Source organism: Halorubrum sp. CSM-61 (assembly GCF_003781945.1).
In the GTDB taxonomy this organism is placed as follows: Archaea; Halobacteriota; Halobacteria; order Halobacteriales; family Haloferacaceae; genus Halorubrum.
The window spans coordinates 337,627-352,170 of record NZ_RJJW01000001.1; the positions used below are offsets into that span (position 1 = coordinate 337,627).

At 69.8% G+C, this 14,544-nt stretch carries 14 protein-coding genes; 10 read left to right on the forward strand and 4 right to left on the reverse strand.

Translation table 11 applies throughout. The features are described from left to right. Positions 1-296 precede the first annotated feature (296 nt). On the forward strand, positions 297-572 hold the full coding sequence (locus tag EDM04_RS01775; RefSeq protein WP_123619456.1) for a hypothetical protein: 276 nt from the start codon (positions 297-299) through the stop codon (positions 570-572). Between the two features lie 131 nt (positions 573-703). On the opposite strand, the gene EDM04_RS01780 is transcribed toward EDM04_RS01775, so the two are convergent. Continuing rightward, entirely contained in the window at positions 704-1,618 is a 915-nt protein-coding gene (locus EDM04_RS01780) for a serine/threonine-protein kinase RIO2 (protein WP_123619457.1), read from the reverse strand. A gap of 218 nt (positions 1,619-1,836) precedes the next feature. On the opposite strand from EDM04_RS01780, the gene EDM04_RS01785 reads away from it, so the two are divergent. The 4 genes from EDM04_RS01785 (at position 1,837) to EDM04_RS01800 (ending at position 5,171) form a co-directional block, all read left to right on the forward strand. After that, on the forward strand, positions 1,837-2,775 hold the full coding sequence (locus EDM04_RS01785; protein WP_123619458.1) for a biotin/lipoate A/B protein ligase family protein: 939 nt from the start codon (positions 1,837-1,839) through the stop codon (positions 2,773-2,775). Positions 2,776-2,863: 88 nt separating this feature from the next. Further along, positions 2,864-3,700, forward strand: coding sequence for a deoxyribonuclease IV (locus EDM04_RS01790; protein ID WP_123619459.1), 837 nt, complete (start codon positions 2,864-2,866; stop codon positions 3,698-3,700). Positions 3,701-3,815: 115 nt separating this feature from the next. Then, positions 3,816-4,298 carry a hypothetical protein gene (locus EDM04_RS01795; protein WP_123619460.1) on the forward strand — a complete coding sequence of 161 codons (483 nt, stop codon included), beginning with the start codon at positions 3,816-3,818 and terminating at the stop codon, positions 4,296-4,298. A 66-nt stretch (positions 4,299-4,364) separates the two neighbouring features. After that, positions 4,365-5,171, forward strand: coding sequence for a class I SAM-dependent methyltransferase (locus EDM04_RS01800; protein ID WP_123619461.1), 807 nt, complete (start codon positions 4,365-4,367; stop codon positions 5,169-5,171). 434 nt (positions 5,172-5,605) lie between these two features. On the opposite strand, the gene EDM04_RS01805 is transcribed toward EDM04_RS01800, so the two are convergent. Together EDM04_RS01805 and polX are read right to left on the reverse strand one after the other, a co-directional pair. Then, complete coding sequence (locus tag EDM04_RS01805) at positions 5,606-6,250, reverse strand: hypothetical protein (RefSeq protein ID WP_123619462.1); 645 nt, start codon at positions 6,248-6,250, stop codon at positions 5,606-5,608. Between the two features lie 103 nt (positions 6,251-6,353). Beyond that, positions 6,354-8,111 (reverse strand): DNA polymerase/3'-5' exonuclease PolX, encoded by a 1,758-nt coding sequence (gene polX / locus EDM04_RS01810; RefSeq protein WP_123619463.1) that lies wholly within the window; start codon positions 8,109-8,111, stop codon positions 6,354-6,356. 395 nt (positions 8,112-8,506) lie between these two features. On the opposite strand from polX, the gene EDM04_RS01815 reads away from it, so the two are divergent. The 5 genes from EDM04_RS01815 to EDM04_RS01835 all read left to right on the forward strand — a co-directional run bounded on the left by EDM04_RS01815 (position 8,507) and on the right by EDM04_RS01835 (position 13,674). Continuing rightward, positions 8,507-9,256, forward strand: coding sequence for a YIP1 family protein (locus EDM04_RS01815; protein ID WP_123619464.1), 750 nt, complete (start codon positions 8,507-8,509; stop codon positions 9,254-9,256). Positions 9,257-9,347: 91 nt separating this feature from the next. Continuing rightward, a complete protein-coding gene (gene dcd, locus EDM04_RS01820; RefSeq protein WP_123619465.1) occupies positions 9,348-9,986 on the forward strand; it encodes a dCTP deaminase in 639 nt (212 codons plus the stop codon). Continuing rightward, positions 9,983-10,891, forward strand: coding sequence for a thiamine-phosphate synthase family protein (locus EDM04_RS01825; RefSeq protein WP_123619466.1), 909 nt, complete (start codon positions 9,983-9,985; stop codon positions 10,889-10,891). Before dcd ends, EDM04_RS01825 begins: the two co-directional genes overlap by 4 nt. A gap of 297 nt (positions 10,892-11,188) precedes the next feature. Further along, positions 11,189-13,396 carry a methionine--tRNA ligase gene (metG, locus tag EDM04_RS01830; RefSeq protein ID WP_123619467.1) on the forward strand — a complete coding sequence of 736 codons (2,208 nt, stop codon included), beginning with the start codon at positions 11,189-11,191 and terminating at the stop codon, positions 13,394-13,396. 71 nt (positions 13,397-13,467) lie between these two features. Next, positions 13,468-13,674 carry a hypothetical protein gene (locus tag EDM04_RS01835; protein WP_123619468.1) on the forward strand — a complete coding sequence of 69 codons (207 nt, stop codon included), beginning with the start codon at positions 13,468-13,470 and terminating at the stop codon, positions 13,672-13,674. Between the two features lie 34 nt (positions 13,675-13,708). Here the strand turns inward: EDM04_RS01835 and EDM04_RS01840 are convergent, their stop codons facing one another. Then, complete coding sequence (locus tag EDM04_RS01840; protein WP_123619469.1) at positions 13,709-14,128, reverse strand: VOC family protein; 420 nt, start codon at positions 14,126-14,128, stop codon at positions 13,709-13,711. Between the last annotated feature and the right edge of the window lie 416 nt (positions 14,129-14,544).

Consider the following 14,544-nt stretch of genomic DNA (forward strand, 5'->3'; position numbering starts at 1 on the left):
GATCCAGAGCGCGTGTCAGTAACGCGACCGCTGTCGATATATAAAGAAACGAGATTGTACTAGAAACAGAAAGCTAACCAAACCGAACCGGAACGGAAAGCCATCGACGACTGCGGTGGTCCGTCTCGCTTTTCAAATTCCGAGATGATATCGCGCGAATGACCACTATACCGACCGTTTCCAGGTATAGTACCCCGGAACACAACGCCACAGCTTCAGTGCTCGTCCGACCACTGCCCACGTGTCCGGCCGAATACTTATCAGCGTCTGGTTCGTAGTGTGAAACGATCCATTTTATGTCAGATAAAAGGAACGAACCTGAGAAAACGCCTTCAACCACCGAAGCGGAGCAGCGGGAGGAAGGAGAAGTGGTGGCCAAGGGGTTCATCCGGGTGGCCGCGGTTTCGATCGTCGCGACCATTTTGGTCGTCGTCGGCCTCCTTCAGGCGACCGGCCTCGTCAGCCTCTTCCCGTTCGGGGAAGAGTGGACCGTCCAGTGGCTCGTCTTCGTTCTCCTCGGTGTGATACTCGTCTCGGTCGGGCTCTGGAGCTGGAAATCGGAGCCGAACTGACTCGATCGCTCGACGTCTCCCTCTGTGAAGCCCCGTTGCGAACGTCTCGGCCGGTACTACGGTTTGTGACAGAGCTCTCCCGTAGCGCTAGGGCTTCGATGAGATGTCGATTCGATATCGCGGTATGAGATTTATTCGACGCCGAACGCCCGAATCGTCTCGAACGAGCCGTCGGCGACGACGGCCGCGATGGCCTCCGTGTCGGCGTCGCGCGGCACTTCGTGGGGGTACTTCCGCCCGAAGTACCGGAGGAGATTCTCGACGTCACGTTCGAGGAACTCGCGGGCGTTCTCGTGGTCGACGGGGACCGCCTGCGGCCAGTCGAAGATCGTGATCCCGCTTTCCGCGACCGCGACGTTGTGCTCGGACATGTCCGCGTGGACCCATCCGAGGTCGTAGGCGGTGACCAGCTCGCGGAGGACCAGATCGAGGACGCCGATCGCCTGCTCGGGTTCGAGTTTCGCGCGCGCGAGCTCGACGCCGTCGAACTTGTCCATCACGATGGCGTGGCGGTTGTGATCGACCGGCCGCGGCACCGACACGTCGGGGTACAGCGCCTCCATCGCCTCGTACTCGCGCTCGGCCGCCTTGCGCGCGGTGTACAGCCACGAGACGTGGTCCCGGTCGGCGGTGTACTCGCGTTCGCGGTTCACCTCGCGGAAGTTGGTGTACCCCTCGCGGTGGTACTTCAAGGCGAGCGGCTTGAACGACTGGGCCTCGTAGACGTCTCCCTCCTTGCCGAACCCCAGGGGCGAGCCCACGCCGTCGATGGTCTCGCGCTCGGAGAAGGTGCGGAGCGCCAGGGCGTCGTACCCCTCGAAGGTGAGCTGGTACCCCTCGTACTGGATCGTCTTCCGTTCGATCAGCTCGCGGTCGAGACACCGGTCGATCCGGTAGTCGACCTCCTCGCGCGTCAGGTCGGCGTAGTCGGGGATCTTGTCCCGGCGGACCCACTCGGAGAAGCGCATCCCCTGCTCGACGCCCGAGAGGAGATAGAAGTCCTCGGGGTCGAGCTCGGCCATGTCGCCGGCGACGTTTCGAACCATACGCGCCCCTACTCCGGCGATTCCTAAAAGGGACGCGCGTTCGGTGAGCAGTAGATAAATCTCATTATGCGATATCAAATCGATCGAGAGGCGGTATCGGGCGGTCGCGACTCCCCGAACGCAACCGCTTTCGGCCGGGGCGTCGACGTGGGAGGTATGCACGCGGACGGAGCGCAGGCGGGAGGAGAGCGGCGAGCGCGGAGTACGGGTGGTCGGCGGTGACCGCGCCGGCGGGGGACTGGCGGCTGATCCGCGAGGAGTCGCGGCCGGGACCGATGCAGATGGCGCTCGACGAGGTCGCGGCGGAGACGGCGGCCGCCGGCGGCCCGGCCACCGTGCGGACGTACCGGTGGGAGCCGAGCTGTCTCACCCTCGGGTACCGACAGGACCCGGAGACGGTCGACTGGGCGTTCTGCGAGCGCGAGGGGATCGACGTGACCCGGCGCCAGACCGGCGGCGGCGGGATCTACCACGACGCGCGCGGCGACGTCGCATACTCGATCGCGGTCCCGGCCGCCGACGTGCCGGGCGAGCTGCTCGACTGCTATCACCTGCTTTGTGAGCCCGTCCTCGACGCGTTCGACCGGCTCGGGATCGACGCCGACTACGTCGAGGAGTCGATGCCGGAGCTGTACCACCCCGCCTGCTACCTGCGGGAACTGCATCCGGCACACGACGTGGTGGCGGGCGACTCCGGGGATCGCGGCGACTCCGGCGACACCGGCAGCCGCGGCGATCGTCGGAAGATCGCCGGCAACGCCCAGTACCGAAAGCGGGACGCCGTGATCCAGCACGGTTCGCTGACGTTCTCGGTCGAAGCGGAACGCCATCTCGGAACGTTCGCGGACTCACCGGTGACGCCGACCCAGTTCCGCGATCGGGTCGTCGGGATGGACGAGCTCGGCGATATCGATCGAGAGGACGCGGTGGCGGCGGTGGAGGCGGCGCTCGTCGCGTGGGTGGTGGGGGAGGGAAGCGGTCGCGGGGGCGACGGCGACCGCGAGGGGGGCGACGGAAGCGAGACGGTCGCCCTCGACCGCGACGGCTCGTGGACCGACGCGGAGCTTCGGCGGGCGAAGGAGCTCGTCGAGACCAAGTACCGGGACGAGGACTGGGTCCGAACGCGTCCCGGGAACGAGGGCGGGGGCGGAGACTGAGACGAGCGTCGTCGCGCGGAGCGATCGCGGACCGACGAGTCGCGACCGGTTTCGAAGGGGCTTTTTCCGGTGCTCGTGTGGAGAGGGTATGAGCCTCAAGGTCGGCGCTCACGTCTCTATCGCCGGCGGCGTGGACAACGCGGTCGCGAATCAGGTCGAAGTCGGCGGCAACTGCGGACAGATATTCACCCACTCCCCGCAGGTGTGGCAGGACCCGAACATCGGCGACGAGGAGGCCGAGCGGTTCCGCGAGGGCACCGCACGCGACCTGGAGGGGCCGTGGGTGATCCACACTTCGTACCTCGTCAACCTCTGTACGCCCAAAGAGGGGCTCCGCGAGAAGTCGCTCGACTCGATGCAGAAGGAGGTCAACGCGGCCGATCAGCTCGGCATTCCGTACGTCAACGTCCACCTCGGCGCGCATACGGGGGCGGGCGTCGAGGGCGGGCTCGACAACGCGGCGTCGGTGATCGACGAGCTCGACGTGCCCGACGGGGTCACGATCCTGATCGAGAGCGACGCGGGCGCGGGCACGAAGCTCGGCGGCGAGTTCGAACACCTCGCGGGCGTCATCGACCGCACGGAGACGGACATCGACGTCTGCGTCGACACCGCCCACGCGTTCGCGGCCGGTTACGACCTCTCGACGCCCGAGGCGGTCGATCAGACGATCGCGGAGTTCGACGACGTGGTCGGGTTAGAGCACCTGAGGTACGTCCACCTCAACGACTCGAAGCACGCCTGCGGCACCCACAAGGACGAGCACGCTCACATCGGCGAGGGCCTCATCGGCGAGGACGGGATGGAGCGGTTCCTCAACCACCCGGATCTCTCGGACGTGCCGCTGGCGCTGGAGACGCCGACCGAGGACGGGAAGAGCTTCGCGTGGAACATCGACCGCGTCCGCGAGCTGCGGGCGGACTGAGGCTCGGGCGAGGCAGAGCGACGCGGGCCGTCACGGGGAGAATCGGCGCGAATCCGTCGCCTCGCTTAAAAGTGTCCGACGCGCCTTTATATACTCGGAGCTTCGATCCACGGCTATGACCACCACGAAAGCGCTGCTCATCGGGCAGCGACGCCGGTTGGCCCTCACGATGGTCGGGGGGTTCGCCGGCCTCGTGGCGCTGGCGCTGGCGGTCGCGGTCATCGCCGACCTCGCGGACATCCGGATCGCGGCGACGGTGACCGATCGACTCATTCCGCTACTGGTGTTCTACGCCCCGGCGCCGATCGCGGCGGCCGGCGCGTACGCCCGCTGCGGCGGCCCGGCGTGTCTGACGGTTGGGGTCGTTCCGGCCCTCGTGTTCGCCGGCCTCGTGGTCGTCGGCACCGTGTTCGGCGTTCCCGGCGTCGGGGGCGGCGACGCGCCGCTCGGCGGGGTGACGATGTCGTTTGCGCTCGTCGGGCTGAGCGGGGCGTTCGTCGGCTACTGCGCCGGGGTCACCGCCGCGCTCCTCGCGGACCTCGCGGGGATGGGTGGGGATGACGACGGCGACGGCGGCAAAACGGACGACGCGGAGTGAGGCGACGACCGCTCCCGGACGACTGAGTTCCGTACGTTTATTCTCCCCTGCACCGAACGCGGGGGCGTGCGACGCTTCTCCGCGGAGTACCTCGAACACACCCGCCGCGGGATGTGGACCGACGGCCGGGCAGCCCTCGCTGACCTCGACCTGTCGAACCGCCGCCGCGTCCTCGACGTCGGCTGCGGCACCGGCGAGCTGACCCGCGTCCTCGACGCGGAGACGGGCCCCGACGCGACCGTGATCGGCGTCGACGCGGACCCGGACCTCCTGCGAGTCGCCCGCGAGGAGACCGGGCTGCCGTACGTCGTCGGCGACGCGACGCGGCTCCCTCTCCCCGACGACGCCGTCGATCTGGCGGTGTGTCAGGCCCTCCTCATCAACCTCCCCGACCCGGTCGTCGCGGTCCGGGAGTTCGCGCGGGTCTCCTCGGATCTGGTCGCCGCGATCGAGCCCGACAACGCCGACGTGACGGTCTCCTCGAGCGTCGCGAGCGAGGAGCGCTTAGAGCGGGAGGCGCGGGGGGCGTATCTCGAGGGGGTCGACACCGACGTGGCGCTCGGCGACCGCGTCCGCGAGGCGTTCGCGGCGGCGGGGATGGAAGACATTCGGACCCGTCGATACGTCCACGAGAAGCGGGTCGCGGCCCCGTACGCGGAACCGGCGCTGACCGCCGCGGCGCGGAAGGCCTCGGGCGCGGGGCTGGCCGACCACCGCGAGGAGCTTATCGCGGCGACCTCCGAACGGGAGTACGACGACCTGCGGCGGCGGTGGCGCGAGATGGGGAGAGAAGTGGTCGGCGAGATCGAGGCGGGCGAGTACGAGCGCGTCGAGCGCGTCCCCTTCGACGTGACCGTGGGACGGGTAATGTGAGTGATAAGCAAACGGCGACGTTGCGGTGAAGGCCGACATAGCCCCAGTCGCTCGCTTATAAATCGGCGACTGCGGATCGACGGCGACCACCGCCAAAGCCCCAGCCGTGGAGCGGACGCACGCTCGCTGCGCTCCTCAGTCGCTCGTTTCACTCGCTCCCTGCGGTGCTTACGTCACCTGCGTCCGCTCCACGGCTGCCCCTTTGAGTCCCGCCCCGACCGCAACCGTCCCGCGCCTCACGCCTCCCCAGCCTCGTCAGTCACCTCCGCTGCGCTCCGGCGACTGACTCCCTCGCGCGGTGCTCCTCGGCCGCGAAGCGGCCTCGGAGGCACGCGCCACTGCACCGCTCTTTATAAGCAATCATTGCTGTCGCCCGCGATCGGTTAAATACCGTATCTCCGCCACCGATCTGCGTTACGTACTCCCGCACCGACTCACACCATATCGCCGCGCACCGACGCCCCCTCCTGCTCGGCTCGCTGCCGCTTGAGCACGTCCGCGGCCTCGCGGGCCACGTCCTCGTCGGCGCCGAGCATGCCGAGCGCGGCGGGGAGCGTCGGCATCGCGAGCGAGGCCTCGCGCAGCCGGTCGAACGCCTCCTCGTCGCGGGTGCCGTCGACCCACAGACAGACCCCGCGGGGGTCGAGTACCTCCTCGTAGGCGTCGCGGGCGAGCGCGCCCTTCAGGCGCTGGCGCACGTTGTCCTCGAAGCTCGCGTTGCACACTTCGAGGTGGATCGGCTCCTCATCAGCAACGAGCTCGGCCGCGAGACACTTCTCGGGCGCGGCGTACCCGTTGTCGCTCGCGCGCACGCGGTCCGGGTGCGCCTCGGCCCACTCGGCGCGCACGGAGGTCCCGACCCCCTTGACGCCGTACTCGGACTCGAAGTCGGCGGCCGCCTCGCTGTCACCGCCCATGATCACGTCCTTCGTGAGGTAGACGTCGAGCCGCTCGACCGGGTCGAGCCCGAGCGCCACGTCGCCGAAGGCCCACACCTCGCGGACGGGGACCGGCATGGTCTCGCGTTCGACGCGGTCGACGAGGGTCTCCAGCCGGGCGACGGCCTGCTCGCGGTCCATTGCGAGCCCGTAGGCGAGTCGCGGGCAAACCGGTTTCGCTCGGGGGCGGGCGGGGAGAGCGGGGCGACCGGAGAGGGTCAGTCGTCGAGGAACGCCCGGAGAGTCAGTCGTCGAGGAACGCCCGGATCTCCTCGGGCGATCGCGCGTTGAGCACGTCCGCCGTTTCGGCCCAGCCGCGTCGGGCGGTGTGGACCCCGTACCGGGCGTTATCGAGCTCGCGGGGCGCGTGCGCGTCGGTGTCGACGGCGATCGTCGCGCCCGCGTCGATCGCGGCCCGGACCGTGTCGCCGTCGGCGTCGAGCCGGGCCGGGTTCGCGTTCACCTCGATCGCGGTGCCCGCGGCCGCGGCCGCCTCGACCACGGCCTCCACGTCGGGCGCGATACCGGGCCGGCTGTTGATGATCCGGCCGGTCGGGTGGCCGAGCACGTCGACGTGCGGGTGTTCGACCGCCCGGATCAGCCGCTCCGTGGCGGCGTCGGCGTCCTGCCCCAGCGCCGAGTGCGGCGAGGCGACGACGATGTCGAGGTCGGCGAGCGTCTCGTCGTCGGTGGTGATCGCTCCCTCGGCGTCGATGTTGGCCTCGACGCCGTGGAGGACGTCGACGCCGGCCGACGCCTCCGCAGCCGCCTCCGCGACCGCGTCGGCCTGCGCCGCGATCTCGGCCTCGTCGAGCCCGGTGTTACCGAAGATCCCCGGCCCGTCGGCGTGGTCGGTGACCGCGTGCACGTCGTACCCGCGCTCCGCGGCCGCCTCGATCATCTCGGCGATCGAGAACCCGCCGTCCGACCAGTCGGTGTGGGTGTGGAGATCGCCGCGGAGCTCCTCGGTCTCCACGAGGTCGGGGAGGTCGCCCGCCGCGGCAGCCGCGACCTCGCCGTTGTCCTCGCGGAGTTCGGGCGGTACGGGGTCCATGTCGAGCGCCTCGTAGACGCCGTCCTCGGTCTCGCCCGCGACGCGCTCGCCGACGCGCTGGCCCGCGTCGGGGTCGTCGACGCCGCTCACGTCGAACAGCCCGTACTCGTTGAGCTTCAGGTCCCGGTCGATCGCTCGGTTGCGGACCGCCACGTTGTGCGCGCGCGAGCCGGTGAAGTACTGGAGCGCGGCGCCGAACTCCTCGCCGTCCACGATCCGGAGGTCCACCCGGGTGCCGCTCGCGCGGACGCTGGCCTTCCCGGTGCCGGCCTCGATCGTCGCGTCGGCCTCGGGCCACTCCGTGAACGCCTCCACGATCGGCTCGCGCGCCTCGCTGGCGACGAGCAGATCGATATCGCCGATGGTGTCCTTCCAGCGTCGGATCGAGCCGCAGACCTCGACCGACGCGACCGCGTCGAGGTCGTCGAGGTAGGCGAGCGCGGCGTCCGCCACCGGCCGGGCGTCGCCGAGGCGGGTGCGCTTCCGCGCCTCGCGCGCGAACGGGATGTTGTCGAGGATGTTCTCCTCGGTCTTGGCGCCGAACCCCGAGACCTCCCGGATCTCGCCGGCCTCGGCCGCCGCCTCCAGTTCGTCGAGGGTGGTGATCCCGAGCGCCTCGTAGAGGCTGCCGACCGTCTTCGGGCCGACGCCCTCGACCGCGGTGAGCGCCTCGATTTCGGCGGGCAGCTCCGAGCGGAGTTCCTCCAGCTCCTCGATCTCGCCGGTCTCGAAGTACTCGACGATCTTCGCGGCGATCGCGTCGCCGACGCGGTCGATCTCGGCGACCGCGTCCTCTCCCTCCCCCGCGAGGTTCTCGATCGGCGCGGTGTGCTCGCGGACGTTCTCCGCGGCGCGGCGGTAGGCGGTCGGCTTGTACTCGACGCCGGTCGCTTCGAGCCGGTCGGCGAACTCCTCCAAGAGACCGGCGACCTCGTCGTTGCGGCTCATTACGTGGGGGTTCGGCCGGACGGTACTAATAAGCGGTTGACGACGGATCGATGGCGAACACCGCCAAAGCCCCAGCCGCGAGGACTCGCGCGGCTCGCTGCGCGCTTCGGTCGCTCGCGTTGCTCGCTCCCTGCAGTGCTTCCGTCGCCGTGCTTCGTCCTCGCGACTGCCCCTTTGAGTCCCGCCCCGCACAGCACCGCACCTCACGCCTCCCCAGCCTCGTCGCTGGCGGCTGTCGCCGCCAGCGACTCCCTCGCGCGGTGCTCCTCGCGCCCTTATCAGGGCGCTCGGAGGCACGCGCCACCGCGGTAGTATTTATAAATAGACGCGGTCAGTCTCGGCCTCGAACCGTTCGATGGACAAGACACTTGTCGGATCTCGCGAATATCCCGCCAATGCCCTCCCTGCTCGCCCCGCTCTCCAGACTCGTCGGTGGCCTCCTCGATCGCTCGCGCGCCGGCTTCCGCCGGCTCAAGCCGGGCGGTGGAGGCCTCGCAGTGGTCGTCGTCGTGTTGGTCACCCTCGCCACGGCCCTCGGGATCGTCGCGCTCGGCGCCGCCTTCGACGCGACGATCGACCGCGAGGTGACGGTCGACAACCCCGACCGCCCGCCGGAGACGACCTGCGAGACGTTCGGCGAAGAGGACGACTCGCTGTTCGCCGAGCGGTGCGACCGACCTGAGCGGATCGACGTGGACGTGGGCGAGGAGCTCCGGGACGCGTCGGGCGAGTACGTCGGCTACGCGGTGATCGGGGTGCCGATCTGGTGGGTGATATTCGCGCTCGCGCTCCACGGCGGGGCGCGCGTCGCGGGCGGCGCCGGCTCCCTCGGCGACTCGTTCGCGATCGCGGCGTGGGCGCTCGCGGCGGAGCTGGCACGGCTGGTCGCCGGGCTCGCCGCTATCTGGTACGCGCTCGCGACGACGACGGTCGACGGGACCACGATCGAGGCGATCGCGAACCAGATCGTCGCGGCGATCGCCGCGATGGAAGGGCCGCTCCTGGGCGCCTCGGCGGTCGTGATCGCGGTCCAGTGGGTCGTGGTCGTCGGCGGGCTGGAGGCGTATCACGACCTCGACCGAGCGGTCGCCGGCGCGGTCGCGGGCGTCCTCGCGCTGCTCGGGTTCCTGCTCGCGGCGGTGTGAGGGTCGGCGAGCGAAGGACCGGATTCGCTCCGACTTCGCGGGCGTCCGTCGATTCGGGAGTTTTTAACCCGGCCGGAGCCCCTCTCCCGACATGATCCTCTCGGACGCGGACATCCTCGACCGCCTCGCGGAGGGGGACCTCGTGGTCGAGCCGCTCGACGACGTCGACCAGCAGGTCCAGCCCGCGAGCGTCGACCTCCGGCTCGGCGAGCGATTCTTAGAGTTCCAGCGCACGAACATCCCCTGTATCCACCCGACCGAGGCCGACGAGGTCGGCGAGTACGTCACGGAGACGCGGGTCCCCGAGGGCGAGGAGTTCATCCTCCATCCGGGCGACTTCGTGCTCGGAACCACCACGGAGCGCGTCGAGATCCCGCCGGACCTGCTCGCGACCGTCCAGGGCCGGTCCTCGCTCGGGCGGCTCGCGATCGTCATCCACGCCACCGCGGGGATCGTCGATCCGGGGTACAAGGGACAGATCACGCTCGAACTGTCGAACCTCGGCACCGCTCCCGTCGCGCTCACCCCCGGGATGCGGGTCTCGCAGCTCATCTTCACGGAGCTCAAGTCGCCCGCGAACCGCCCGTACGGGACGGAACGCGGCTCGAAGTACCAGGACCAAGACGGCCCGCAGGCCTCCCGGATCGGCGCCGATCCGGAGTTCAAAGGCGACGGAGGCGAAGACGGCGGGGAGGGCGCCGAGTCCGGCGCCGCGGGGGGACGGCGATGAAGTTCGTCGAGGAGGTCGTCGTCGAGGAGTTCCTCCCGACGGTGCGCTCGATGCTGGCGGAGGACCTCCGCGACCGCGGCTTCACCCAGCGCGAGGTCGCCGACGCGCTCGGCATCTCCCAGTCGGCCGTCTCGAAGTACGCCCACGGCGACGTGGCCCGCCACGACCGGATCGTCGCCGACGAGCGCGTCCGCGAGCTCGTGGAACGCGTGGGCGAGGGGCTCGCGGCGGGGGAGATGACCCCGGTCGCGGCGCTCGTCGAGATCGAGGTGCTGATCCGCCGGCTGGAGGAGGGCGACCTGCTCGCGGACCTCCACGAGGAGGCGATGCCCGCGCTCGCCGACGCCGAGGTGGAGTTCTCGGTCCACGACCCGGACAGCGGGCTCCGCGAGCGCGAGCGCGTCCTCTCCTCTGTCCGTCGCGGGCTCCGCACCCTGACGAACGCCTCCGGCTTCGCCGGCCTCATCCCGGACGTCGGCGCCAATGTCGCCGAGTGCCTCGACAACGCGCGGACGATCGACGACGTGGCGGCCGTGCCCGGTCGCCTCGTCGACGTGAAGGGGCAGGCGATGGTGCCGGGCGAGCCCGAGTTCGGCGTGAGCGAGCACGTCGCGACGGTCCTGCTCGCCGCGCGCGAGGCGGGCGCGACCGCCCGCGGCGCCGTGAACGTCCGGTACGCGCCCGAGACTGTCGAGGCGCTCGCAGAGTCGCATCCGACCGTGGAGTTCGACCCGGAGCGCCCGACCCGGGAAGCGGTCGCCGACGCGGTCGCGGGCGTCGAGCGCTCGGGCGGCGACGAGACCCTCGTGCTCTACCAGACGGGCGCGGTCGGCGTCGAGCCCATCGTCTACGTGCTCGCGCCGACCGCGGCGGACGCGGCGCGGATCGTCCGCGGACTGCTGTGATCCGATCACCCGACGCCTTTTAGTCCGAACTCCTCGAACCGGCGCGCATGCCCAGGTGCGGGCGCTTCGATATGCGGATGCGCCTCTCCTAGCGGCGGGCGGACCCGTCGCGTCGCCGAGGGCCGGTAGCGCGGCCGGCGCCGACGCCGCGGCGAACCCCGTCGCCTCTCCGTAGCGCCCGGTCCGTCTTCCCGGTAGTCGCGTGCAAGCGATCGACGCTCGCGACGGCGCCCTCCGGCGACGGCCCCGAACCAGCGGGCTTTAGGCCCGTATCCACGACACTTCGATACACACCACATGAGCCACGACGACTTCCCCACCGACGACCCGGCGGTGGTGACCTGTGGACTGCCGTACGCAAACGGCGACCTCCACATCGGCCACCTCCGCACCTACGTCGGCGGCGACGTGTACCGGCGCGCGCTCGAACGGCTCGGGCAGGAGACCGCGTTCGTCTCCGGCTCGGACATGCACGGCACCCCCGTCGCGGTCAACGCCGAGCAGGAGGGGGTCTCCCCCGAGGAGTTCGCGCTCGACTGGCACGAGCAGTACGCCGCGACGTTCCCGAAGTTCAACGTCGAGTTCGACAACTACGGCCACACCCACGACGAGACGAACACGGAGCTGACACGGGAGTTCGTCCGGTCGTGGATCGAGGAGGACCTCGTCTACGAGAAGGAGATCCCCGTCGCGTGGGACACCGCGGAGGAGATCCCGCTCCCGGACCGCTACGTCGAAGGGACCTGCCCGTACTGCGGCGAGCACGCCCGCGGCGACGAGTGCGACGAGGGGTGCGGCCGCCACCTCGAGCCCGGCGAGATCGAGTCCCCCGTCTCCGCGATCACGGGTAACCCGGCGGAGTACCGCGACCGGACGCACAAGTTCCTCAACGTCTCGGAGTTCGCCGACTACCTCTCGGGGTTCCTCGACCGGCTCGAGGGGACGGCGAACGCCCAGAACCAGCCCCGCGAGTGGATCGAGGACGGCCTCCGAGACTGGTGTATCACCCGCGACATGGACTGGGGCGTCGACTACCCGGACGACGAGCGTTCGGACCTGGTCCTCTACGTCTGGGTCGACGCGCCGGTCGAGTACGTCGCCTCGACGAAGCAGTACTCCGACCGCGTCGGCGCGGACGTCTTCGACTGGGAGGCCGCCTGGAAGGCGACCGAAACCCCCGACGACCCGTCCGAGCCCGCGGCGGGCGGCGGCGAGCTGGTTCACGTCATCGGCCGCGACATCATCCAGCACCACACGATCTTCTGGCCCGCGATGCTCCGCGGGGCGGGGTACGCCGAGCCGCGCGCCGTGATGGCGTCCGGCTTCGTCACCCTCGGCGGCAAGGGGTTCTCCACGAGCCGCGACCGCGCGGTCTGGGCCGACGAGTACCTCGACGAGGGGTTCCACCCCGACCCGCTGCGCTACTACCTCGCGACCAACGGCGGGTTCCAGCAGGACGTGGACTTCTCGTGGGAGAAGTTCCGCGATCGCGTCAACACCGAGCTCGTGGGGACCGTCGGCAACTTCCTCTACCGCTCGCTCCTCTTCGCCCACCGCAACTACGACGACGCGCCGATCGCGGACGCGACGAGCGACGAGGTCGAGGAGGCGATCGAGGAGGCGATCGAGGCGTTCGAGGCCGCCGTCAACGACTACTCCGTGCGCGCGGTCGGCGACGCGGTCACGGACCTCGCCCGGCTCGGCAACGAGTACATCCAGCGCAGCGAGCCGTGGAAGCTCGTGGACGACGAGCCCGACGAGGCCGCGCAGGTCATCCACGACTGCGTCGCGATCGCGAAGGCGATCGCGGTCCTGTTCGAGCCGATCGCACCCGAGAAGACCGAGCGCCTCTGGGAGCAGCTCGGCGAGGACGGTTCCGTCCACGAGGTCACCGTCGAGGCGGCCCGCGAGGGGCCCGCCGGCGACCTCGCGGAGCCGACGGAGCTGTTCGCACAGATCGAAGACGAGCGCGTCGAGGCGTTAAACGAGAAGCTTGAGGCGCGCGTCGCGGAGGCAGAAGCGGAAGGCGACCACGCGGAGGACGGCGACGGAGAGAGCGGAGACGGCGAGAGCGACACCACCGACGAGAGCGACACCACCGACGAGAGCGACACCACCGACGAGAGCGACACCACCGACGAGAGCGACACCACCGACGACATGACCGACATCGAACCCCTCAGCGACGACCGCATCGGCTTCGACGACTTCCAGGAACTGGACATCCGGATCGGCCGGATCGAGGAGGCCGAGGGCATCGAGGGCGCCGACGACCTCCTGCGGCTCCGCGTCGACCTCGGCGCGGAGACCCGGACGATCGTCGCGGGGCTCAAGCGGCTCCACGACGTCGACGACCTGCCCGGAACGAAGGTCGTCGTGCTCGCGAACATGGAGAAGGCGGAGCTGTTCGGCGTCGAGTCGAACGGGATGGTGCTGGCCGCCGGCGAGGAGGCCGACCTCCTCACGACCTACGAGGACGCCGGGCCGGGGACGAAGGTGAAGTGAGGGCGTCGCGGTCCGCCGACCAGTCAGTTTCTCGGAGTTTTATAGTGTCGACCGGCCGATAGGCGCTCGCAATGTCCCTGCTTCCCCGCTGGTTCGAGGCACAGCCCTTCGAGAGACAGATCTTCGTCTTCGCGCTCGTCTTCGACCCGATCGGGTTCGCGGCCGGCTACCTGCTCGGCCCCGAGTTCGGCGTCGAGCCGCTGATGGGCGGCCTGTACGGGCTCGTCGCCGCGAGCCTCCCGCTGTCGCTGCTCGTGATGCGCGAGGCGAATCGGTAGGAAGCGGACGGATCTGGCGGCGAGGTCGCGCCGTTCAGGCGTCGAGCACCTCGATCAGGTTCCCCTCCGGGTCCCTGACGAACAGGATCGTCGTCCCGCTCTCGGTCGTCCGCGGCGGGCTCAGCGTCTCCACGTCGTCGGCGAGGTCGGCGTAGAACTCGTCGACGTCGTCGACGGACAGCCCGAGGTGAGTCGCTCCCCGACGGTTCAGTTCGGGGTCGGCGGTCGACTCGGCGGCGGGGTCGTACGCGACGAGTTCGATGCGGACGCCGTCGGCGTCGAGGTGCGCGAACTCGGCCGACGCGCCCTCGACGGCGACCGCCTCTGCGAAGGCGTCGCCGCCGACCGAGAACTCCGAGAGGAGGTCGAGGCCGAACGTCTCGGTGTAGAAGTCGACGGCGCGGTCGAGGTCGTCGACGGTGATCCCGACGTGGTGCGCGGTTGGATCGGACACGATCCGTGGATCGGCGGTCGGCGAGAAAACGGTGTCGGCCCCCGAATGTGAAGTGGACCGGTGTGGTTGACTCAGGATCGACGACGAACATCTCCAAAGCCCCAGCCGCGAGGCGGGCGTACACTCGTTGCGGTCCTCGTCGCTCGCGTTGCTCGCTCCTGCGGTCCTTACGTCGTCTACGCCCGCCTCGCGGCTGCCCCTTTGAGTCCCACCCGACCGCAACTGCACCGCAGCCTCACGCCTCCCCAGCCTCGTCGCTCGCTTGGGCTCCCTTCGGTCGCCCGGTCGCTCGCGACTCCCTCGCGCGTGCACCTCGCGCCCGGTGGGCGCTCGGAGGCACGCGCCACCGCATTCGTTTACGAATCGTCGCCGTCCTCGGAACCTCACCGATCGACGACGGCAGCATCCGGCCGCTT